Here is a 22,559-nt window from a genome sequence, read left to right as displayed (position 1 = left end):
AGAAACGACATGGCCAAGCTCAAGAAGACTGCGCGCAAGACCGCCTCGGGCACCAAGCAGGCGTCCCAGGACCAGGCCGAGCGCCTGGGCAAGTCGATCACCGAATCCGCGCAGCAGATCTGGCTGGCCGGCATGGGCGCGTTCAACCGCGCGCAGGCCGAGGGCGGCAAGTTGTTCGAGGGCCTGGTCCGCGATGGGCTGTCGCTGGAGCAAACCGCGCGCAAGCTCGCGGGCAACCGCGCCAACGTGGTGCGCGACGTGGTCGAGGGCCGCGTTGGCCAGGCCCGCGAACGCGCCGTCGACACCTGGGACAAGCTGGAAAAGGTGTTCGAGGACCGGGTGCAGCGCGCGCTGGTCAAGCTGGGCGTGCCGGGCCGCGACGACCTGAATGCATTGACCCAGCGCGTCGAGCGCCTGACCGACGAACTGCGCAAGGCCAATGGCGGCAGCGCGCCGAAGCCTGCCAAGGTGCCGCGCAAGCCTGCCCTGAGCAAGCGCGCGGCCGCGCCGAAGACGCCCAAGGCCCCGCGCAAGGATGCGAAAGCCCCCAAGGTGACGAAGGCCGCGAAGGCCCCGGCCCGCAAGGCCGCCAAGGCGGCCGCTGAAGCCCCGGCCAGCTGATTCCTCCAAGTCCCGCCAGTCCGTCGCTTCGCTCGCTCCCTCCCCCTGCGACTCCCGGACTGGCGGGCATTTCCCCCTCCGGGAATCGTGTCGATGACGCCGCATTGGCCCGGCAAGGGCTATAGTCCTTGCCCCATGTTGTTGTCTTTGCCTTTATGTCCCCGATCCTGATCGCGTTGCCGGTATTCGTTGCCCTCGGGTTGGCAGCCACGGCCTGGTTGCGGCGCTCGCCGTCGTCTCCTGCCGCTTCGCAGGCCAGCGAGCGCGGTGCAGCCCAGCTGGGCACCTTGCGCTGGCGCGACTTCACCCGCCTCGTGCTGCAGGCCATGCATGGCCGCGGTTATCGCACTGTGGTCGAAGAAGGCATGCCCGCAGACGGCATCCCGACCGATGGCGGCGACATCGTCCTGGAGCGCGGTGGTGAGCGCACGCTGCTTTCGGTCAAATATGGCAGCGCATCGATCGTCGGCGCGCAGGCGCTGCTCGGCCTCGGCGGTTCGGCGACGCTGCGCGGCACCCAGAAAGTCATCGTGGTCACGCCCGGTCGTTTCGACGAAGAAGCGATGCGCATGGCCAGGCAGCAGGACATCGAACTGATCGACGGCGAAGACCTGTGGCCCGAAGTCCGTCCGTATGTCGCCAGGCCTGCGCAGGACACCACCGCCGCGCCCGCGCCGGTCGCAACCGCCACGCCCGCCAGTCCGAAAATGATGGGCATCGCCTGGGGTGGCGCAGCCGTCGCCGCCGCCGTGGTCTGGATGATTGCCCAAGGCTTGCAATCCGCGTCGACGGCCGCGCCCGTCCCGATGCAGACCACAGCGCAGACGCCAGCAGGCGCGTCCTCGACCACACCCGTTGCCTCCGCACCCGTCATCGACAATGCCAACGCGGTTCCGACCGATCCCGCTGCACTCGAGCGCCGTCGAACGGAAACCGCCAACGCGATCTCGACCTTGTTCGGGGTGGATCGCGCGTTCTGGTCGACCCAGTCGACCTTGCTTGTGTACCTGGCGACCGATGTCGCCGACCCGTCAAGCGAACTCTGCCCGTTGCTGGAACGCTATCCGGAACTCGCCGCGTCACGCGTGCAGATGCAGCCACCACAGGGCAGCACCAAGTCGGTCCGCTTCAAGCAGTGTCGGTCGTACTGAGAGTGATCTCGCAGGCGGGCTAACGCCCTTGTGGGAGCGGACTTGGCCGCGACGCTTTTCCGACAAGAGCGTCGGGTCCAGGCGCGCTCCCACAGAAGCCGGAGCGATCTAGCCCCGACATGTGATTACCAATGCACGCCGCGCATCAGTGACGCAAACGCGATCTGCTCATTGCTCGGCTGTTCGTCCTTCAGCGCCTTGCGGTCGCCCTTGGCCGCGGCGGAGTCCGGGAACAGCTCGAACGCGGTGTTCATCACCACTTCGTAGGCCTTCGGCGCGACCGCGTTCACCAATGCCGAAAAAATCCCCAGGCGGGTGGCGATGCGGCTCGGCTTCTCGATGATCGCCTTGACCAGCAGGTCGGCCGCTTCTTCCGGCGACAGCGTGGGTACGCTGTCGTACATCTTGGTCGGCGCGATCATCGGCGTCTTGACCAGCGGCATGTTGATGGTGGTGAAGCTGATGCCCTTGCCCGACAGCTCGCCCTGCGCGCAGCGGCTGAACGCATCCAGCGCCGCCTTCGAGGCGACATAAGCGGAAAAACGCGGCGAATTGGCCAGCACGCCGATCGAGCTGATGTTGATGATGTGGCCCTTGCGGCGCTCGGTCATCTTCGGCATGAAGCCCATGATCAGGCGGATGCTGCCGAAGTAATTGAGCTGCATGGTCCGTTCGAAATCATGGAAGCGGTCGTAGCTGGCTTCGATCGAGCGACGGATCGAACGCCCTGCGTTGTTGATCAGGATGTCGACGTGCCCGTGCGCTTCGAGCACCTGCTTCACCAGCGCATCGCAACTGGCCATGTCCGCTAGGTCGGCGGTGTACGCGAACACCTTGCCACCGTCCTTCTTCATCGCATCGCGGGCCTTGAACAGTTCCTCCTCGCCGCGCGCAACGATGATCGTGGTCGCGCCCGCCTCGGCCACGCGCTGCGCGGTGGACAGGCCGATGCCGGACGAGCCGCCGGTGATCAGCACGACCTTGTTGCGCACCTTGCCCTTCAGGCTGCGGTCGATGAAAAGATCCGGATCGAGGTGGCGCTCCCAGTAGTCCCAAAGCCGCCATGCGTAGTCATCCAGCTTCGGCACGGTGATGCCGCTGCCCTTCAGCGCGCGCTCGGTCTCGCGATTGTCGAAGCGCGTCGGATAGGTGATGAACTTCAGGACTTCCTTGGGAATCTTGAAGTCGCGCAGCAGCATGCCGACGAAGCGCTTCACCGGCGGCAGGTTGCCGACCGCCATGCGCACGCCACCCGGCACGAACGCGAACATGCGCGCATCGATGCGCATGGTCATTTCCGGCGCGTGGCCGGCGCGCGCGAAGGTGTTGAGCACCTCGCCCACCCGTTGCGGCTCCGGGTCGGTCAGGTGGAAGCAATGCCCGTCGAGCTTGGGCTTGTGGGCGATGTGGTCGATCGCGTCGGCGACGAAATCCACCGGCACGATGTTGATGCGGCCACCTTCGATGCCCAGTGTCGGCATCCACGGCGGCAGCATTTCGCGCAGCTTCTTGAGGAAGGTGAAGAAGTAGTACGGGCCGTCGATCTTGTCCATTTCGCCGGTCTTGGAATGCCCCACCACCATGCCCGGCCGGTAGATCCGCCACCTGACCCGCTTCTCCGCGCGCACCAGGCCTTCGGACTCGTGCTTGGTGCGCAGATAGGGATCGTCCAGGCCCTCGGCCTCGTCGAACATGTCCTCGCGGAACACGCCCGGGTACAGGCCGGCGGCGGCGATCGAACTGGCATGGTGGAAGCACTTCACCTTCAGCGCGGCGGCCAGGTCCAGCGCGTGCCGGGTGCCGTCGATGTTGGCGGCCTGCTGTTCCTGCGCGCTGGCGGTGAGGTCGTAGATCGCAGCCAAGTGGAAGAAATGCTGGATCTTGCCGGTCAGTGCGCGAACCTGCGCGGCAGTGAGCCCGCAGTTCGCGGCGGTCATGTCGCCTGCCACGGCGATGACCCGCTTGGGATCCCAGCCCTGTTTCTTCGCCATCGCCTCGAATTTCTTGAGCGAGGCCTTGCGCACCAGCACGTGGATGCTGCCCTTGCGCTTGAGCAGGTTGCCGATCAGGAACCGGCCGATGAAGCCGGTGCCACCCGTGACGAAATAGCTCATTGCACGCCCCCTCAGGCGATCCGGCCGCCTGCTGGCGGCCCGTTGCCGCCTACGGTGCCAGAGCACCGCGTCCGCGACAATTCCCTTGCGTATTGACCCCCTTCCGGTCGCATGCTCAGATGCCGGCTCCACAGGGAGGAGAACCACCGTGTCCGATCTGCAAGCCCAGTTCGAGCAGGCCGCCAAGGACGTGCACGCGCTCGCCGAGCGCCCCGACAACGACACCCTGCTGCGCCTGTACGCGCTCTACAAACAGGGTGCCGAAGGCGACGTCAGCGGTGCCAAGCCCGGCTTTTTCGATTTCGTCGGCACCGCCAAGTACGAGGCCTGGGCCAAACTCAAGGGCACCGGGCAGGACGAGGCGAAGCAGAAGTACGTGGACCTGGTGAAGAAACTGACGGCCTGATCCGGACGCAGACAATGGCCAGGCAGACCCGACAGCGCATCCTCGATGCGTCGCTGATGATGTTCAACGCGCAGGGCGAGCCGAACGTCACCACCAATCATATCGCCGACGAGCTGGAAATCAGCCCGGGCAACCTGTACTACCACTTCCGCAACAAGGACGACATCATCGAGCAGCTGTTCGCGGTTTACGAACAGCGCATGGACACCGCACTGGCAGCGCCCAGCGGTCGCCTGCCGGGACTGGAAGATGTCTGGCTGCAGTTGCACCTGGTGTTCGAGTGCATCTGGGACTACCGCTTCCTGTATCGCGACCTGGTCGACATCCTCAGCCGCAACCGCCGCCTGCGCATGCGGTTCGCGCGGATCCTCAAGCGCGCCGACGAACAGGCGCACACAGTGATGCGCGGGCTGGTCCAGGCCGGTGTGATGCGCGCCTCCGCGGATGAGGTCGATGCCGCGTCCACCAACATCCTGGTGATCGCCACGTTCTGGATGAACTATGCCTCCGCGCGAGGCGACAAGGACGAGCGCGCCTCGATCCGCGACGGCATCGTCCAGGTCATGATGCTGATCTCACCGTTCCTGCGCGATGCCGAGCGCGTGCACCTCAATACCCTGACCCGCGCCTACATCGAGTAACAAGACGCGGCTTCATTGCCGTGACCAGCACCGGAAGCGACAACGCCCCGCATGGCGGGGCGTTGTCGTTTCACCGACAGGAGATCGGCTGGTACTTGCTCAGCGCGAAGCCTTCTTCGCCACGCGCTTGCCCGGCGTGCGGGTGGCACGACGCAGGGCCGGCTTCTTCGCGGCAGGCTTGCGGGTCTTGCGCGCGGCGCGCTTGTGCTTCGACTTCAGGCCCAGCTTGTCGAGCACCGGGGCCAGGCGGGCCTCGACGTCGCTGCTGAACTTCATGACCTTCGGCTGCACCTGGTCGCGCACGCCTTCGATGCCGCCACGCAGGTCGGCTTCGGCGCGCTTCATCGCGTTGCGGGCATCGGCGATGGCGGTGTCCGCCTTGCTGACCACGCGTTGGGCGGCGGCCTTCGATTCTCGGCGTGCGGCGACCAGCAGGCCCAGCGACGCCAGCCAGGCGTGGCGCAGGTTCGGCTCGAGGGCGATGGTCGTGTTGTTCTTGCGCGAAGCATTCTTGCGCGCGGCGTTCTTGCGAAGCGTGGCCATGGCAGGCCTCCGTTGGGGTGTCCGATGCCGCCAGACTGCCGCTCTGTGGTCGAGCAATCACACTAGCGTCCCTCTTGCCAGCACGCGCCGGTGGCGGGATGCTGGGCACCACTCATCGCCACAGGGGAGGCCGCATGGCCGCGAAAAAATCCGCTTCCGGTTGGGCCGCCTTCCCGCACGACGCCAAGCCCTACGCGCATGCCGGCGATGCGTTGAAGAAGGCCTGGCCGAAATTGCATGCCGGCGACTGCGAACCTTTCCCGGATGCCAAGCGCGCCACGGCATTGCTCAAGTCCGCCGGCAAGGCCGCACCCAAGCTCGATGCCGACGCCATCGCCTCCGCATTGCAGGAGGCCTGGCGATGCTTCCACGCCGGCGACTTCAAGGCCGCCTTCGATGCCGGCAGCGCGCTTGGGCCGATCGGTGCCTCGGTCGCGGTGAAGGCACTCGGTATCCATGCGACGTACCTGGTCGATGACGAAGGCGAGCAACTCAAGCGCTACGAACAGGCCGCGCAAATCGCCGAAGCTGCGGTGAAAGCACTGCCGGACGACGCCAACAGCCACTACCGCCATGCCTTCGCACTGGGCCGCTACAGCCAGGGCCTGAGCATCACCAAGGCGTTGAAGATGGGCATCGCCACCAAGGTGCGCGCATCACTCGATGCCACCCTCGAATTGGCACCCAAGCACGCCGAGGCGCACACCGCCCTCGCCCTCTACCACGCCGAGATCATCAACAAGATCGGTGCGATGATCGGTGGCCTGACCTACGGTGCCAAGGCGTCGGCGGCCGAGAAACACATCGGCGAAGCGCTCAAGCTCACCCCAGCCTCGCCGATCGCCCACGTCGAACACGGCAACGTGCTGCTGTTGCTGGACGAGAAGCGCAACGAAGACGCCGCCGCCGACGCCTACGAAAAAGCCGCGAACTGCGAGCCGCTGGATGCGATGGAAGCACTGGATGCAGCTTTCGCGAAAGAGCAACTGGAGTAGCGGCTCTCGCCCACATCCGCGGCCCAAGTCGTCTACTCCTGCGGCACGGGATGTCCCGGTCCCGGGTTCATTCCCAGACTCGGTGAGCCGACTCAAGAACGTCACCGGGCGCACTGGAGCAGCCTCCGCACTTCGATCGGCCAGCGCAATGCACCGCGATCACGAAGCCTTCCAAGCAGTGCGCTATGGTTATCGGTTAGCTCAGCAGCCCGTGGCAACCGCTGCATCTTCTTATTCGATCTTGTATTTCAGGCATGTCCTTGCCAAGACCTCCTACGATTTCCGATCTGTTCCAGCGCCTGCTCACACTGGTCGAGGGCGAGCTTGCGCGTTTGGAACCTGGCGACCGTGCGCGCTTGGTGGCATGGCAGGAGGTGCGGACGCGCGTCGCCCTCGGCCAGCTGTTTTCCTTGCTGACGATGGCTGCGGCATGCAAGTTGGCACTGATACTGGATTCGCGCTCCGACCGCAGGCGCTCGCGACCGACGTGATCCGCGCGATCTGCAGCGCTCATCCCGGAGGCGCGCACGGACATTCCGAGGTCAGCCCCGTGCCCGCTGCCAGTCATCGAACTGATCCACCAGCAGGGGTCTGGAGAACAGGTAGCCTTGCGCCAGCGCGCAGCCCATGTCAGTCAACATGCGCGCCACGTGCTCATCCTCCACGCCTTCGGCCACACAGACCAGGTCCATGCCCTTGGCCAGGCGAATGGTCGCGTCCACGATCTTGTGCGACACATCGGAAGTTTGCAGCCTGGCGACGAACGAGCGGTCGATCTTGATTTCCGACAGCGGCAATCGCGCCAGCTGCGCCAGCGACGAATAGCCCGTGCCGAAATCGTCCAGACTCAGGCGGAACCCCTTCAGTCGTAGCCGGGTCAGGGTGTCGAAAGTGTCCGCGGTGCGGTCCATCGCGGTGGACTCGGTGATCTCCAGGATCAGGCTGCCGGCCGGTACCCCGCAGGCCTCGCAATGTTCCTGGATCTGGTCCGCCAGCAGTACATCGGACAGGCAGGAGGTCGACAGATTCACCGCAATGCTGCCGCCGATGGCACGCAGCGGACTGTCGGCAAACCATTCCAGCGATTGATCGAGCACCAGCATGGTCAGCGCCCGCATCATGCCGGTGGTCTCGGCCACGGCGACGAACGCATCCGGCGGCACGAACCCCAGTTCCTGATCCTTCCAGCGCGCCAGGATTTCCGCACCTACCACCCGGCCGCTGGCCAGCTCGATCTTGGGTTGCGCCACGATGGTGATGCGGCGCTCCGCTATTGCCGCTTCCAGCAAGGCCGGCGGTACCACCATTGCCACATGTTCCGTTGCGACCGCCAACCGGGGCTTGCGCGGGGGGATCACGTCCCGCGACAGCAGGTCGCGCAGCGTTGCCGAGCGGAACGGCTTGGGCAGCACTCCCAGGATGTTCAAGCCACGCTCGCTGGCCGTCGATTGCGCGGACTCCAGCACCTTCTGGCCCATGCCACTGGTCAGAATCACCTGCGCCTGGCAGTCCGCCAGCGCCAACTGGCGCATGACCTCCACCCCGTCCATGCCCGGCATGATCAGGTCGATGGCGATATGGCTGGGGGCCATGCTTGCGACCGCATCGAAGAAGGCCTGCGGCGCATCCACGCATCGCACGAAAAAGCCCATCCCTTCCGCCACGAACCCGATGGTCCGGGCCACCGTGATGTCGTCGTCGAGGATCAACAACCGCTTGTCGAGTGGTGTCATCACCCTTCCCGCACAGGCCTCCGACCGGCAGAGTAGCAAGTCGCACATGCTGCATGGCGGCACGGGTTCACGAATTGCGATGCCACGCAACAAGGACATGCGGAAAACTCAGCGCCCGTAGACATCCTCGAAGCGGACGATGTCGTCCTCGCCCAGATAACTGCCGGACTGCACTTCGATCAATTCAAGCGGCACCCGCCCCGGATTTTCAAGACGGTGAGTCACGCCCAACGGGATATAGGTGCTCTCGTTCTCGCCGAGCAGCAGGATGTCTGTTCCCCGGGTCACCCGCGCCGTACCACTGACCACGATCCAGTGCTCGGCGCGATGGTGGTGCATCTGCAGGCTCAGCACGCCGCCGGGTCTGACCGTGATCCGCTTGACCTGGAAGCGCTCGCCCATGTCGATGGCATCGTAGCTACCCCACGGCCGATAGACCTTGCGGTGGAATGTCGTTTGCGTGCGCTCGCCGCGCTTGAGTTCGGCCACGATGCCTTTGACATCCTGGACTCGGTCGCGATGCGCCACCAAGACCGCATCCGCAGTATCCACGACTACCACGTCATCCAGGCCCAGCAGGGCCAGCAGGCGCGAGTCGCCCCATGCCAGGGTATTGCGACAGTCCTGTGCCAGCACGTCGCCATGGTGCGCGTTGCCGGCGCCATCCTGCTCCGCGATCTGCCACAGCGCAGCCCAACTGCCCACATCGCTCCAGCCCACATCGATCGGGAGCACGGCGGCGTGCGCGGTCTTTTCCATCACTGCGTAGTCGATCGAGTCCGACGGCGAAGCCGCAAACGCGGAGTGATCCAGGCGCACGAAATCCACTTCGCGCCGCGCCTGATCGATCGCGTGCCGACACGCCGCCAGCATGGCGGGTTGCTGACGCTCCAATTCGGCCAGGTAGCGCGACGCGAGCAACAGGAACATCCCGCTGTTCCAGAAAAACTCGCCACTCGCCACGTAGCCCTGGGCGGTCGCCAGGTCGGGCTTTTCCACGAAGCATTCCACCGACCGCACACCCGCACCGCCGGCCGCCTTGATGTAGCCATAGCCCGTTTCCGGCCCGGCAGGCACGATCCCGAACGTGACAAGGGCACCCGACTGGGCAGCAGGGGCTGCCTCGCGCACGGCAGCGCGGAAGGCCTCCTCATTTTGGATGACATGGTCGGACGGGAGAACCAGCAAAAGCGGATCCTCGCCGCTGCGCATCGCTTCCAGTGCCGCAACCGCAATCGCGGGTGCCGTATTGCGCGCCACCGGTTCCAGCAGGATGGTGGCATCGGTGCAGCCTGCTTCGCGCAACTGCTCGGCCACCATGAAACGGTGCTCTTCGCCCGCCACCACGATCGGCGCATGCGTGGCCAACGGTCCCACCCGGCGCCAAGTCGCTTGCAACATCGATCCCTCGCCCACCAGGCTGAGGAATTGCTTCGGGAAGGCTTCACGCGAAAGCGGCCAGAGGCGCGTACCGGAACCGCCGGACAAGATGACTGGAATCATCCCCGGATTATGACCCATCCCCGTTCACTGAAATCATGCGCTCGCGCGCCGAAAGAACCGGAGTCGGCACGGTTCACGCTGTTCCTGTGCCGTTTCAAATCGTTTGGTGCGATGAAGTCGTAGATGCGACAGCGCATGATCCTGGCAGGAGACAACGCGACGGTTTCAATCCGGATGTCGGATGGGCTCCGGTTTCGGAGCAGGGATCCGTCTCAGTCGCTGAAAGAAGGCCACCGCCCGGTCCCGTCTGCGCGTCAACAGGTACCAGCCAACACACAACAGGCCGAACATGGTCAACAGCAGCGGATTGGGAATGTCCATGCGCATGGCCTGTCCCACTGCCAGCCCGCAGAACAGGCTGAACAGTGTCAGCCAAAGCGCGGCGCGCGTAGGCCCGAATCCCGCATCCTGCATCATGTGATGGATATGGTCGCGGCCCGCCGCGAACGGCGAACGGCCCTCCTGCAGGCGGCGCACGATCAGCACCAGGCAATCCATCACCGGAATCGGCAACAGCCACAGTGCCAATACCGGATTGACCGGGTGTCCGGGTGTCTGGGTGAGCCGGAACGCGGCCCAGGCGATCACCAGTCCCAGCAGCGCGCTACCCGCATTGCCCAGGAAGACCTTGGCATGCGACCGCCAGGGCAGGCGGATATTCCATGCCAAGAACCCCGCCATCGCACCGCACAGCACCGACAATCGCTCGGCCAGCAGGACATTGCCGGCGTAAAGCGACGCCGCCGCCAGCATCGCCAAGGCCGCCAACCCGAGCAGGCCAGCCAGGCCGTCGGCGCCATCGATCATGTTCATGGCATTGATGATGCCGATCGTTGCGAACACGGTGAACGGCACCGACAGCCAGCCCAACGACATTTCTCCCATGCCGAAGACCGGGCCAAGCTGCTCGACCCGCACGCCGCCCCCGTAAATGATGATCAAAGCAGCGGTGCCTTGCGCCAGGATTCGCCAGTACCAGCGCATGTCACGCAGGTCGTCGTACAGCCCGGTGACCACAAGGAGAACCGCAGCGGCGCAAAACGCCAGCATCGATGAACTGTTTGCCTGCATCATCACGAACGCGGCCACGCAACCGGCGAGGATCGCCACGCCTCCGGTGACCGGCGTGGGCCTGGCGTGGTCCTTGCGTCCTATCGGATGATCCAGCAGGCCAAGACGCGCGGCCAATGGCTGCAAGAGCCAAAGCGACAGCGACGTGATGAGCAGTGCGACCAAGGCGGCAGTGGGATCGAAACCTTTGAACAAACAGCCCCCGGCCAGGATCCACGGTATAGATTGCGACAAGTCGTGAGTCTAGAGGTTTCCCGGCATGGCGGACACCGTCTGCACGCTCGGCGTGACTTCGTGGATCGATCCGGCGTCCATCCGCAGTACCCTGTCGGCCAACGCCAAGCTTGCCGGACGATGCGTGATCATGATGACGGTGCGCTGCTGCAGGACATCAGCGCACTCCCTGATGAATTCGGCTTCGCCTTCCGGATCGAACATCGCCGTGGCTTCGTCCAGGATGAGGATGGGAGGGTCCTTCAACAAGGCGCGTGCCAGGGCGAGGCGCTGCTTCTGCCCGCCCGACAACCGGATCCCCTGATCGCCCACGATGGTGTCGTAGCCCTCCGGCAGGCCCATGATGAAGTCGTGGGCGCGGGACGCCCTTGCAGCCTGCTCGATCTGAATGCGGGTCGCGCCGCTTCGTCCGTACGCGATGTTGTCGGTCACCGTGGCGTTGAACAGCATCACCTGCTGGGCAACCAGGCCGATTTGCCCACGCAGGGCATCCAGACGAAACTGGCGCAGATCGATGCCACCGATGGAGACGCGCCCGGCCTGTGGTTCGACCAGACGCAGCAACACATGTACCAGGGTGCTCTTGCCCGCGCCGTTGATACCGGTCAGCGCCACGGTTTCGCCAGCCCGGATGTGCAGATCGAAGCCCCGGAACAGCGGGTCGCGCCCGGGATAGGCGAAGTCGACCCCTGCAAACACGATATCCACACCTTCAGGGAAGCGGTCTAGCGTCCCGCTGTCCACCTCGACCGGTGCCAGCAGCGCATCGCGCAGGCGATGCATGGACCCCAGGGAAGCCTGGGTGGTGCCATACACATGAGCCAGCTGCGTAATCGGGCTCACCAGCAACATGCCGTAGAGAAACAGGCTGACCAGCTCACCCACGCGCATCTCGTCGCGAATCACCAGGTGCCCGGCCAGTCCCAGCATCAGCAGGACCAGCCCAGCGCCAGCCACATACACCGCCGGGCTCATCGCACTTTGCAGGCGGGCCTCGCGCATCTGGACCCGATAAAGGGCTTCGGCCCGGGCACGATAGTTGTCGGCCTCCAGCGAAGACTTGGCGAAGGTCTTGATGACCGGCAACAACTCCAGGTTCTGTTCGGCCAGCGCCGACAGGTCGGCCCAGGCCTGCGACGAAGCGTGGGCCAGTGGTCGCATGCGCCGCCCCACCAGCTTCAGTGCGATGACCAACACCGGCAATGACACCGCCACCGCCACCGCAATCAGCGGTGCCAGCCGGAACATCATCGCCAGCCCCCCCACGAAGGTGAGCAGCAGCGGCAGCAGTGGCACCAGCGTGCCGGTGATGTACCCACTGAGCCGGTAGATATCGCCCAGCAGCAGTGCATGCACGTCGCCCCGGCGGCGCGCCTGATGCCAGGCAAGCGGCAGATCCTGCAAGTGGGCGTATACCTCGCCGCCGGCTGTTGCCACCAGCCGCCCCGACACCTTCTGCAGCTGTACTGCCACCAGATAACCGAGCAATTGCTGGGCGCATACCAGCACAAAGATCAACCAGAGCAGCAGTCCGAAGCCTTGGTCGACCATCAGCCGATCCGTGACCAGCCCGCCCAGCCAGGGTTGAGCCAGGGATGCCAGGCTCTGGACCAGCATCAGGCAGAGCGAAAGCACCAGCACGCCGGCGTGGGGCCGCAGCCATGCTTTCAGCCATGCGCTTGAGGCCGTCGCGCGCGCGGCCCGCTCCCCTTTACCCTGCATTGGCACTCGCCTACCCTGTCCGCACCGCCTTAGTCGATACCTCAAGCATGACCGTAACCACCCAGTCCGTCACGCTGGCCAGCAAAGTCGTGGCATCTGACGACGTGCTTATGCAGGCGGTGGGAGACGAAGTAGTGCTGCTCGACCTCGCCAGTGAGCGCTACTTCGGGCTGGATCCGGTCGGCACCCGGATCTGGGAGCTGTTGCCGGAGCGCGAAGACCTCGCCGCGATCCACTTGGCTTTGTGCGACGAATTCGCTGCCGAACCGTCCCGGATCGAGCAGGACCTGCTGTCACTCGTCCAGACCCTGTCCGAAGCGGGCTTGGTCAAGGTTGCGTAAATGGGTCGCCTCCTCGTCGGATGGCGGGCGCTGTCCGGGCGCGAGCGTGCCCGCGTGCTCGCATGCGGCGCTGGCTTGACCCTGGTTCACGTCGCACTGGCGGTGTTCGGCTACGGCCGTACCCGGCGCATGGTGGACGTGGTCACCCATCAAGCCGAAACGCGACAGGCAACCGCGGCAGAGATCACCAAGGCGCGCGCCCTGGCCACGTCAGTCAATGTCGCAGGCCGCCATGGCTTTGTGGACGCCACGTGTCTCCGGCAATCCCTGTTGGTCTACGGGTGGCTGCGATGGCGCGGGTTGCGCCCTGAGCTGCACCTGGGTGTGAAGGAAGACCCGGGCCCGTTCTCGGCGCATGCATGGGTCGAACTGGAAGGCACTCGCCTGCTTTCCGTCGACTCCGGGTTCCGCAGCTTCTTCGGTGCGCGTTGAAGGCATGCTGACCCGGTCGACCGCCGGCCCGTGGACTTTCTCGACGATCCATGGTTAAACTTGCGTTGCATCCGTGCCAGAAGGTACGGACTAGGCGAAATCAGGGGGCTCGACATGCAGCAAATCAGGGATGGATCGGTGCAAGCTAGGCCTTACGAGACGCCGCAGTTGAAGCTGTATGGCAGTGTGCAGGCGTTGACGGCCGGCGGAACCGGGCCGACTAATGAGGGGGCGGGAAACCCACTCATTTGTTCTAGCGGCATGAACACTGCGGATCAGTTCTCAAAACATTGCCAGTGACGTAAGCGACATCACGAATCGCTAAACACTGCTACGCACGTTTTGTACCCCGGTAATTTGGATTATCACTCCGGCGTAACCCAATCCCGAATGTACGCCGGGCACGTTGTGACGTGCTTTTTCCCGCTACCTGCACTCCCGGTACCTGCGCAGCTCCTCCATGCAGCCAGTAGGTTGTGTGTGCTGGACTGTAGGGGCGTGTCCAGATCCATGAGATCGGCACAAGCATGGCAGCATGAATGGCGCGAAGAGAACGGTGATCTCTCGCTGCAAGTTGCCCTTCTGGATTCTGGAACAGCGGCCGATTCGAGTCGCTACCTGTTTCGTGCCCCTGGGCAATGCGATTTCCACCTGGATCCGGCAGCACGGACCATCGGCGTGGATGCGCTCGGCGAGCTCGCGGAAAACACACTCGAACATTTGTTGATCGACCAGGCCTTGCCCCGGCTGTTGGCTCAACTGGGCCATTTCATGGTTCACGCCAGTCTGGCGGCGACCAGCACGGGTGCCGTCCTGTTTCTCGGGCGAAGCGGCTGGGGTAAATCCACACTGGCCGGGCTTCTGCATCGGCGTGGGTTTACCGCACTTTGCGACGACTGCGTCTTGCTGGAACTGCGTGAAGGTCAGGTGTGGGCGACACCTGCCTACCCAGGACTGCGACTGTATGAGGACAGCATCGACCAGGTGTTCGCCTCTCCCCAATCGCTGACTCCCGTTGCTGACTACAGCAGCAAGCAACGGGTGATCGGCCTGCCGTTGCCAACGGAACTGCTGGCACCACAAAGGCTGCTCGCCGTGTACTTGCTCAGCGACCCCCAGCAGGCAACCGAAGCGATGTCCATCGAACCACTGACGTGTGCGGCGGCATGCATGGCGCTGGTGGAACACAGCTTCAGACTTGATCCCACAGCACGCGAGCAAACCGTAAGCCATTTGCGACAGGCCGGTGCGATCACCCAGGCGGCACCTGCATTCGCGTTGCGATATCCGCACGAGTTCGCCCAACAGGAACGCTTGGTCAACATGCTTGGGGAACACCTTGATCGCATCGCAACGTTCCCGGCATGAGCCACTACGACGACGGCTACAGCATCCGCGCTTACGGCGAGATGATCTGCGACGAAGCCCGGTTCACGCCTTGGCACGAGGCCCTGCGTCGGCATATCCACGCGGATAGCGTGGTGCTGGATATCGGTTGCGGCACCGGCATCATGTCCTTCCTCGCCTGCCGGTACGGCGCACGCCGTGTCTTCGCGGTGGAACCGAGCGTCGGTATCGAAATCGGCAAATCCTGTGCCGCCAATATTCCCGGCGCGGAGCGGATCGAATGGATCCGCGGCATGTCCACCGAGATCGATTTGCCGGAAAAGGCCGACCTCGTGGTCGGCGATCTGCACGGCAACTTGCCGTTCTTCACCGGCAACATCGCCTCACTCGCCGATGCACGCAAACGCCACCTCAAGCCAGATGGGCGCTTGCTGCCAAAACGGGACCTGCTTTATGCAGCGCCGGCTACGGCCCCGGAAGAAATGCGCCGCGTGGACACACCTTGGCGACACAATGCCTTCGGACTGGATCTGTCTGCCGCCTTGCCGCACATGACCAATCGCTACTGGCGGGCAAGGCCTGAACCCATCGCAGCAGGCCGGCTGCTGGCAGCGCCTGCGCATTGGGGTACGGTGCACTACACCGATGAGGAAACACGCGCCCTGGACCGGACACTGGACTGGACCCTGGAACGCGATGGCATGCTGCACGGCCTGTATGTCTGGTTCGACGGCCTCGTCGACGATGGCCTCGGCTTCTCCAACTCGCCATTGCTGCCGGAGTTGGTGTATGGCCGTTGCTTCTTCCCACTATCGGAACCGGTGTTGGCGCAGGCCGGGGATCGGATGCAGACGCGGCTTGCCGTCAAGCGCGTGCAAGGCGACTGGGTCTACCGCTGGGACACGCGCATCGAAACCCGCACTGGCGAGCGCAAGGCGACTTTCCGGCAATCCACCTTCCAGCTGCTGCCGGGACAGAGCGATCTCCTGCGCAAATCCACGGCGAACTACATCCCGACATTGAGCGAGGATGGACTCATTGAACGCAGCATCCTGGAACAGATGGACGGCCACCGTTCACTGACCGACATCGCCCAGGAAATGCTGCGACGGTTCCCGGGCAAGTTCCGCGATTTCGACCGCGCATTGGCGGCGGTGGCGAAACTTTCCAGCGCGCACGGCTGAATCTCGCCGCTGCTGATCATGCGTCGACCGTATGCAACCCATAGCGCGCCATCCACGCCGCCAGCGTTGCCAGCTGCATCACGCTGTCTTGATCGAAGGCTTCCCCGCCGTCGCGGGCGGCAAGCCAGGAAGCGTGCAGATCCGACAACGCATCAGGATCAACCAATCCACCAAAGCGTTCCTTCGCAGCGCCAAGCAGGGTCGATACGAGCTGCGGTGACGCATCCAGAAGTTGCCGACTCAGACGGGAGCCCAAATGCACCTTGCCCGAGTGCCAGGCGACGCGGTCCCCCAGGCCATCAGCGTAAGCGCTGCGGGCGATCCATTTGGTCCAGCCGTCGCGTGACTTGTAGTCCTCTGGCAGGCCAAGGAAAAACTCGACCACACGCTGGTCACACCAGGGGTGGCGTGCCTCGCAGCCCAAACCGGCCGCGGTGCGATCAGTGCCTTCCAGTGAGCGAGTGAATCCGGGATTCCAGTAGGTCCAGGCCAGATTCTCGGCGGGACTGCAATGTGTTCGCCGCCGGCGATCCTCCGCGGCCATCTCAAGGATCCGTTCGCGCAGGCGCAGGCGCCGGGTGAAATCCGGGGCCATCCACGGGCCCAATGCATCCTCGCCACGCCGTCTATCCAGGATGCGATGGCGCCACGCCGCCAACCACCTGGGTTGCAGACGCGCCGCAACGCCCCGCGCGAGGATGCGTGCTGGCGATAGGCCACGCAGATAAGTGTTCACATGGCTGGCCAATCGCGCTTCCCGCAGCCCGCGCAGCGGATGTCCAGCCAAAAGCAGATCCGCCGCATGGTGATTCTCCCCATGCATCACAACGTCGCCATCCGCGCCATCAAGCACCACGTTACTGCCTGCCTGGCGAGCAACCAGACAGAGCAGGCGTGCATACAGGATGGAATTGTCGATGGGATGGGCCTGTTCCCATACCACCGAACTGAGTTCATCGAACAAGGGACTGCCCGGAAGACTCTCGACCGGCAGGCGGATACCATCGCCCTGCCCGTGCAGGTGCAGAATGTTTGCGGTCTCTTCGCATTCCTGTGCCGCGCCGGCGACCAGTGAGATAGGCAACAAGCCATGCGTCCCGCTTTGTCCGTGCTGCAGGCGTGCCGCCGCGAGTACGCTGGCCGAGTCGATCCCGCCACTGAGCATCAATGCCGGGCGATGCAGGGTGCGCAGGCGGCAACGCACGGCCTCACCGAATATCTCGCGAAATGCGTCCACATATTCACGAGGATCACGCAACTGCAAGAGCGGACCAGGCTGTATCGACCAATAGCGTGTCAGGCGCAGGCCTGAGGTCGATGCCTGCAGGGTTTCGCCTGGCAGCACGCGACGCACATCACGGTAGAACGTCGCTCCCCGGTCTTCGGACAGGAAGCAACTGGAGAGCAGATAGGCCAACCCATCCTCGTCGCACACCGGCGAAACACCGGGCAGGCCCAGCAGCGCCTCCGGTTCCGATGCGAACGCCAGCACCTGCGCGGAACGCGCGTAGTACAGCGGCCGTTGGCCAATCCGGTCCCGCATCGCACTCAACCGGCGCTCGTGCCGATCCCATACCGCAAGCGCAAAATCACCGACCACATGGCGCCAGAACTCTCCACCCCAGCGCACCCAGGCCTTGGCGAACAAGTCGGCATCGGCGACGTGCCCGGCATCGACGGTGTCGATGCCGAATTGCCTGAGCAAGGCCTCGCGGTTGTCGATGCGGCCATCCACGGCAAGCACCCAGCGATCACCCAGGACGATCGGCTGGTGCTCATGCAGGGATTCGGGAGTGGTATGCAACGCGCCATATGCCAGCGCGAAGCTCCCGTCCTCGAAACAGGCAACGCCATCCGGAGAGCGGTGCGCCATCCGCGCCATCACGGCATCAACATCCTGCAATGCGACCGGCGCACCATCCAGGCGCAAGACGCCGGCAATTGCCGCCATGTCTCAGCAGGCTCCTGATACTGAAGGAACGTGCCTGTCGATCGCCGTTTGCTCCACGCTTGGTTTCATTTCACTCGCTTCATCGACTAAAGCCCTCAACAAACGACAGCTAGCGCAGCCGCGCCAAACCACGACCGATACGTCGCATCATCAATGTCCACCACCCGCCTTCGCCATGCAGCTCGCGCAACTGGTGGGTGCCCGGCAGCAGGCGCTCACGCACCCATTGCATGCGCGCGGACAACGTAGGCAACGACTTCAAATTCTGCCACTGCATGTACCGCCAATCGCCCAGGCGACGGTAATCGATCGCCTCTACCTCGGCCAGGCCACGCATGCGTGCGAGCACATCCGTCGGCACGTCCGCATCCAACCACTGCATCGCATCTTCCAGTGAGTGCAGGCAAGGGCCGGCGATGTGCTTGGCTTGCGCCAGATCGCACAGGGTTTCCCATTGCGGCCTTCCGCTGCGTGCGGCGAACAGGCGAATGTCGTAGAGCAGTTTGAGCCGATCCGGAATGCGGTTTTGCAGGTCGAGCGCCCGGTTCAGGCAGGCATGAATCCAGGCATGCAAAGGAGCAAGCGTCCGCAGCCACTCGCCCGTCGCCTGTTGCGTGCTTGCTTCCTGCCACAGTTCATCGAAACCGAAGATGTCCGCATACGCGGCTGAGTTCAGCAGGCGGTAATGCAGATCGAGTTCCGAACGCATGACGCCATCGACCACCAGACGACTGGTCATCTCGAAGTGGGTTTCAGCCGGCGCGAAGGCAAGCGCATAGCCCAAGGCCTTGAGTGCCTGCGCAGCACGTTCTGCCTCACCGCGCGATTCGAACAGCAGGTCGATATCGCCGCCCATCCGCAGGTATGGCTGCGGATACAGCCAGAGTGCGAGCGCGCTACCTTTCAACACGAGCACGCGGATGTTCGCGTGCGCGAATACCTCGGCGATCCGGCGCAATTCGCGCTCGCGCAACAACCACTGCGCAGCCGCTGCGCGCGCGCCATCGGCGAGCCCCTCGCGCAACGCAGCGGGCAACGCACCCCAATCGGGCCCACCGCGCAAGCGAGATTCCAGCAGTGCCACGACGCCTTCATTGGCTGCGGCGTCAAGCAACTGGCCGACATCCTGCAGACCAGCGTCCGCCGGCAGGCAGCCATCACGCAACGCAGCCGCCAGCCAGGCGCGGGCGGATTGCTCAGACGCGGCCGTAAGCATCCTCGAGGCAAGCGAACCGCCTGGCATTCGCTTCTCCTGACATCGGCCAAGCAAGCGTGCCGCAGCCATCGGGGAAGATCACCGGAATCATGTATTCACTCCGCAGATGAGCAAGGACGCCAGCTTGAACGGACTGCCGTTCAGGGCTGGTAATAATCGCGATACCACGCGACGAACCTGGCCACGCCCTCCTCCACCGGCACCATCGGGCTGTACCCGACATCAGCGATGAGGTCGGATATGTCCGCTTCGGTATCGGGCACATCGCCCGGCTGCAGGGGCAGCATCTCCATCCTGGCCTTGCGGCCCAAGCATTGCTCCAGCACTTCGATGTAGCGCAACAGTTCCACCGGCTGCTCGTTGCCGATGTTGTACAGACGGTAGGGCGCAACGCCGCTGCTCGCAGGATCTGGCGCCTCGCCGCGCCAAGCCGGATCCTTTCCCGGAATGCGGTCAAGGGTGCGGATCACGCCCTCGACGATGTCGTCCACATACGTGAAGCTGCGCTTGTGGCGTCCGTGGTTGAAGACCCGGATCGGCTCGTCGGCCAAGATCGCGCGGGTGAACAGGAACAGCGCCATGTCGGGGCGCCCCCACGGACCATAGACGGTGAAGAACCGCAGCCCGGTGCACGGGATGCCATACAGATGCGCATAGGCATGCGCCATCTGCTCGTTGGCCTTCTTGGTCGCCGCATACAGGGTGAGCGGATGCTCGGCGGCTTCATGCTCGGTGAACGGCATCGCCGTGTTGGCCCCGTACACCGAACTGGTGGAGGCGTACACGAGGTGTTCGACGCCGTGCTGCCTGCACCCCTCGAGCACGTGCAGGAAGCCGGTCACGTTGCTCGCCACGTAGATGTGCGGATTCTCCGCCGCATAGCGGACCCCGGCCTGTGCCGCCAGGTTGACGACGCGCCGCGGCGAATGGCGGGTGAACACATCTTCGATCGCGCCACGATCCGCCAAGTCCGCGTGCACATGCGTGTAGCGCGGGTGGTCGATGAAGCGCGCCAGCCGCGCCTGCTTCAGCGCGACATCGTAATAGTCGTTGAGGCTGTCGAGACCGACCACGCGATCGCCGCGGTCGAGCAGGCGCTGGACCACATGCGAGCCGATGAAGCCGGCGGTTCCGGTTACGAGAATGGTCATGACGTCATGGTAGGGGTTGCCGCGGCCAGGGGGAATCCAGCAGCCCACGCCAGAGCGCCAGCGCAGCCGTGCGCGGTTTCAGGTCCGCGCGCGCGCGCGCGCCCATCGCATGCGCCTGCGCGCGGTCGTCGGCGAGGCGCTCGATGCCGGCACGGGCGCCGGACGCATCGCCCGGAGCCACCGCAAAGCCGGTTGCGGTGTCGCGCAAGCGCGTCGCGACCTCGCCGTCGGTGGCCCCGATGAACAACGCCGCCCTGCCTGCAGCGCGGATGCCGTACAACTTGCTGGGCAGGATGCAGCCTTCCAGCGCCGGGTGCAGGCTCAACCAGTGGAGGTCCGGCACCGAAAGGCTGTGCACCAGTGCATCGCGTGATTGATACGGGTGCAGGCTGACGTTCTCCAAGCCGCGCTGTGCAGCCTCGGCGGCGAACGCCTCAAGCCCGTTGCCACCGCCGATCATGACGAAGTGGATGTCGGCGCGCCCGCGCAGTGCGGTCGCGGCATCGAGCATCGTCCGCCAATCGTGCGCGCGACCGAGGTTGCCCGAATGGCCCACCACGAATTTCTCCTGCAGGCCCCACTGCCGCCGCAGCGGATTGTCCTGCGCTGGCATCGGCTGGATCGCATTGTCGTCGGTCCAGTTCTCGATGATCGCAAGACGCTTGCGGTCCACGCCGCGCGCGACCAACCTGCCCGCCATGCCTTCGCAGATCACCACGTTGCAGGCGGCAGTTCGCACGCCCTGGTCGCGCAGCCATCGCAGAGGCGCCCCAAGCAACCGAACGCTACGACCCAGCAGGGCTTGCGCCACTTCCGGGAACAGGTCCTGCAGCCAGTTCACGCAGCGGGCGCCGCGCCAGCGTGCCAGCGGCCCGAGCAGCGCCCCGAGCATGGGCGGATCCGTCATCAGCACGACGGTATCGCCACGCCCGACCTGGAACCACAGCACGCGAGCGGCCCCCAGGAAATAGCTGGCGTAGTCCAGCGCGCGGCCGGCCAGTGAATCGCGGCCGAAGCGGGTACCGCCCACCCGCACCACGTCGAATCCGTCGATGCGCTCGTTCCTCGGCAACATGGCCGTGGCATCGTCGTAGCGCTGCCGGGAACCGACCAGCACGACCTGCGATCCACCTTCGGCCAGGTGCCGGGCCAGGTCGCCGAGCAACTGGCTGGTGGCGGAATGGTCGGGGGGAAGGTAACGATTGAAGAAGAAGATGCGCAATGACCTGTCCGCGTCGATTGGTCGCCCCGATGCGGTCAACCCGCGCGCCTGTCTGCCGCGTGCGCCAGGTACCAGTCGTAGGTCGAACGCACGCCCTCCTCCAGCCCGACCCGGGCGTTCCAGCCCATGGCATGGATCCGCGAGACGTCCAGCAACTTGCGCGGCGTCCCGTCGGGCTTGCTGGCATCGGTCGCGATCTCGCCCGTGTATCCCACCACCCGTGCCACCAGTCGGGCCAGGTCGATGATCGACAGATCCTCGCCGACGCCCACGTTCACGATGCCTTCGTCGCTGTAATTGCGCATCAGGAACACCGCGGCGTCCGCCAGGTCGTCCACGTGCAGGAACTCGCGCCTTGGCGTCCCGGTGCCCCAGATGGTCACAGTGGCATCTCCACGCTGCTTGGCCTCGTCGAAGCGCCGCACCAACGCCGGCAGGACGTGCGAATTCTGCAGGTCGAAATTGTCGCCGGGACCGTACAGGTTCGTCGGCATCAACGAAATGGCATCGAACCCGTATTGGCGCCGATAGGCCTGACACAGCTTGATGCCGGCGATCTTGGCGATCGCGTACCACTCGTTGGTCGGTTCCAGCGGACCGGTGAGCAAGGCATCCTCGGTCATCGGCTGCGGAGCCAGCTTCGGATAGATGCAGGACGAGCCCAGGAAACAGAGCTTGCGCACGCCGTGCTTCCAGGCCGCGTGGATCACGTTGGTCTGGATGACCAGGTTGTCGCGGATGAATTCCGCGGGATACGTGTCGTTGGCGTGGATGCCGCCGACCTTGGCGGCGGCCAGGTAAACCTGATCCGGCCGCTCCGTCTCGAAGAAGCGCTCGACCTGCGCCTGCGAGGTCAGATCGAGCGACTCGCGCGAAGGCAGCAGCAGGTTGTTTTCGCCATCGGCGGCCAGACGCCGCACGATGGCGGAGCCCACCAGGCCGCGATGACCTGCGATGTAGATTCTGGATGCGGATTCCATG

20 protein-coding genes are annotated in these 22,559 nt (G+C 64.6%); 9 read left to right on the top strand and 11 right to left on the bottom strand.

Annotated features, from left to right (window positions below; all coding sequences use genetic code 11):
* The first annotated feature begins 9 nt into the window (after positions 1–9).
* Positions 10–621 carry a phasin family protein gene (locus H9L16_RS11510; RefSeq protein ID WP_187551822.1) on the top strand — a complete coding sequence of 204 codons (612 nt, stop codon included), beginning with the start codon at positions 10–12 and terminating at the stop codon, positions 619–621.
* A 155-nt stretch (positions 622–776) separates the two neighbouring features.
* Complete coding sequence (locus H9L16_RS11505) at positions 777–1,772, top strand: restriction endonuclease (RefSeq protein WP_187551821.1); 996 nt, start codon at positions 777–779, stop codon at positions 1,770–1,772.
* 125 nt (positions 1,773–1,897) lie between these two features.
* On the opposite strand, the gene H9L16_RS11500 is transcribed toward H9L16_RS11505, so the two are convergent.
* Positions 1,898–3,886 (bottom strand): SDR family oxidoreductase, encoded by a 1,989-nt coding sequence (locus H9L16_RS11500; RefSeq protein WP_187551820.1) that lies wholly within the window; start codon positions 3,884–3,886, stop codon positions 1,898–1,900.
* Between the two features lie 148 nt (positions 3,887–4,034).
* Here H9L16_RS11500 and H9L16_RS11495 point away from each other — a divergent pair, with 148 nt between their 5' ends.
* Entirely contained in the window at positions 4,035–4,292 is a 258-nt protein-coding gene (locus H9L16_RS11495) for an acyl-CoA-binding protein (protein WP_187551819.1), read from the top strand.
* Between the two features lie 14 nt (positions 4,293–4,306).
* Complete coding sequence (locus H9L16_RS11490; RefSeq protein WP_187551818.1) at positions 4,307–4,933, top strand: TetR/AcrR family transcriptional regulator; 627 nt, start codon at positions 4,307–4,309, stop codon at positions 4,931–4,933.
* A gap of 99 nt (positions 4,934–5,032) precedes the next feature.
* On the opposite strand, the gene H9L16_RS11485 is transcribed toward H9L16_RS11490, so the two are convergent.
* Complete coding sequence (locus tag H9L16_RS11485; protein WP_187551817.1) at positions 5,033–5,476, bottom strand: hypothetical protein; 444 nt, start codon at positions 5,474–5,476, stop codon at positions 5,033–5,035.
* Positions 5,477–5,610: 134 nt separating this feature from the next.
* On the opposite strand from H9L16_RS11485, the gene H9L16_RS11480 reads away from it, so the two are divergent.
* A complete protein-coding gene (locus H9L16_RS11480) occupies positions 5,611–6,471 on the top strand; it encodes a hypothetical protein (protein ID WP_187551816.1) in 861 nt (286 codons plus the stop codon).
* Positions 6,472–7,013: 542 nt separating this feature from the next.
* Here H9L16_RS11480 and H9L16_RS11475 read toward each other — a convergent pair.
* The 4 genes from H9L16_RS11475 to H9L16_RS11460 form a co-directional block, all read right to left on the bottom strand.
* Positions 7,014–8,204 carry an EAL domain-containing response regulator gene (locus tag H9L16_RS11475; protein WP_187551815.1) on the bottom strand — a complete coding sequence of 397 codons (1,191 nt, stop codon included), beginning with the start codon at positions 8,202–8,204 and terminating at the stop codon, positions 7,014–7,016.
* A 108-nt stretch (positions 8,205–8,312) separates the two neighbouring features.
* Positions 8,313–9,707 carry a mannose-1-phosphate guanylyltransferase/mannose-6-phosphate isomerase gene (locus tag H9L16_RS11470; RefSeq protein ID WP_187551814.1) on the bottom strand — a complete coding sequence of 465 codons (1,395 nt, stop codon included), beginning with the start codon at positions 9,705–9,707 and terminating at the stop codon, positions 8,313–8,315.
* Positions 9,708–9,872: 165 nt separating this feature from the next.
* Entirely contained in the window at positions 9,873–10,817 is a 945-nt protein-coding gene (locus H9L16_RS11465; RefSeq protein WP_187551813.1) for an MraY family glycosyltransferase, read from the bottom strand.
* A gap of 204 nt (positions 10,818–11,021) precedes the next feature.
* A complete protein-coding gene (locus tag H9L16_RS11460) occupies positions 11,022–12,734 on the bottom strand; it encodes an ABC transporter ATP-binding protein (protein WP_187551812.1) in 1,713 nt (570 codons plus the stop codon).
* Between the two features lie 47 nt (positions 12,735–12,781).
* On the opposite strand from H9L16_RS11460, the gene H9L16_RS11455 reads away from it, so the two are divergent.
* The 4 genes from H9L16_RS11455 (at position 12,782) to H9L16_RS11440 (ending at position 16,038) form a co-directional block, all read left to right on the top strand.
* The gene (locus H9L16_RS11455; protein WP_187551811.1) at positions 12,782–13,075 is read left to right on the top strand and encodes a PqqD family protein; all 294 of its coding nucleotides are present in this window, start codon (positions 12,782–12,784) and stop codon (positions 13,073–13,075) included.
* Positions 13,076–13,507 carry a lasso peptide biosynthesis B2 protein gene (locus H9L16_RS11450; protein WP_187551810.1) on the top strand — a complete coding sequence of 144 codons (432 nt, stop codon included), beginning with the start codon at positions 13,076–13,078 and terminating at the stop codon, positions 13,505–13,507. It begins immediately after the preceding gene.
* 498 nt (positions 13,508–14,005) lie between these two features.
* Positions 14,006–14,875, top strand: a complete 870-nt coding sequence (locus H9L16_RS11445) for a phosphoenolpyruvate carboxykinase (ATP) (protein ID WP_187551809.1) — start codon at positions 14,006–14,008, stop codon at positions 14,873–14,875.
* Entirely contained in the window at positions 14,872–16,038 is a 1,167-nt protein-coding gene (locus H9L16_RS11440) for a methyltransferase domain-containing protein (RefSeq protein WP_187551808.1), read from the top strand. Before H9L16_RS11445 ends, H9L16_RS11440 begins: the two co-directional genes overlap by 4 nt.
* A gap of 16 nt (positions 16,039–16,054) precedes the next feature.
* Here the strand turns inward: H9L16_RS11440 and H9L16_RS11435 are convergent, their stop codons facing one another.
* The 5 genes from H9L16_RS11435 to fcl form a co-directional block, all read right to left on the bottom strand.
* Entirely contained in the window at positions 16,055–17,968 is a 1,914-nt protein-coding gene (locus H9L16_RS11435; RefSeq protein WP_187551807.1) for an asparagine synthase-related protein, read from the bottom strand.
* A gap of 130 nt (positions 17,969–18,098) precedes the next feature.
* Complete coding sequence (locus H9L16_RS11430) at positions 18,099–19,205, bottom strand: nucleotidyltransferase family protein (protein ID WP_187551806.1); 1,107 nt, start codon at positions 19,203–19,205, stop codon at positions 18,099–18,101.
* A gap of 140 nt (positions 19,206–19,345) precedes the next feature.
* Complete coding sequence (locus tag H9L16_RS11425; protein WP_187551805.1) at positions 19,346–20,356, bottom strand: NAD-dependent epimerase; 1,011 nt, start codon at positions 20,354–20,356, stop codon at positions 19,346–19,348.
* 4 nt (positions 20,357–20,360) lie between these two features.
* On the bottom strand, positions 20,361–21,578 hold the full coding sequence (locus tag H9L16_RS11420) for a glycosyltransferase family 4 protein (RefSeq protein ID WP_187551804.1): 1,218 nt from the start codon (positions 21,576–21,578) through the stop codon (positions 20,361–20,363).
* Positions 21,579–21,613: 35 nt separating this feature from the next.
* The gene (gene fcl, locus H9L16_RS11415; RefSeq protein ID WP_187551803.1) at positions 21,614–22,558 is read right to left on the bottom strand and encodes a GDP-L-fucose synthase; all 945 of its coding nucleotides are present in this window, start codon (positions 22,556–22,558) and stop codon (positions 21,614–21,616) included.
* Position 22,559 lies beyond the last annotated feature (1 nt).

Origin of the sequence: Thermomonas carbonis, from assembly GCF_014396975.1 — a bacterium.
Lineage (GTDB): Bacteria > Pseudomonadota > Gammaproteobacteria > Xanthomonadales > Xanthomonadaceae > Thermomonas > Thermomonas carbonis.
Note: the sequence above shows the minus strand (reverse complement) of the source record. Positions and strands in the feature narration are given on the sequence as shown.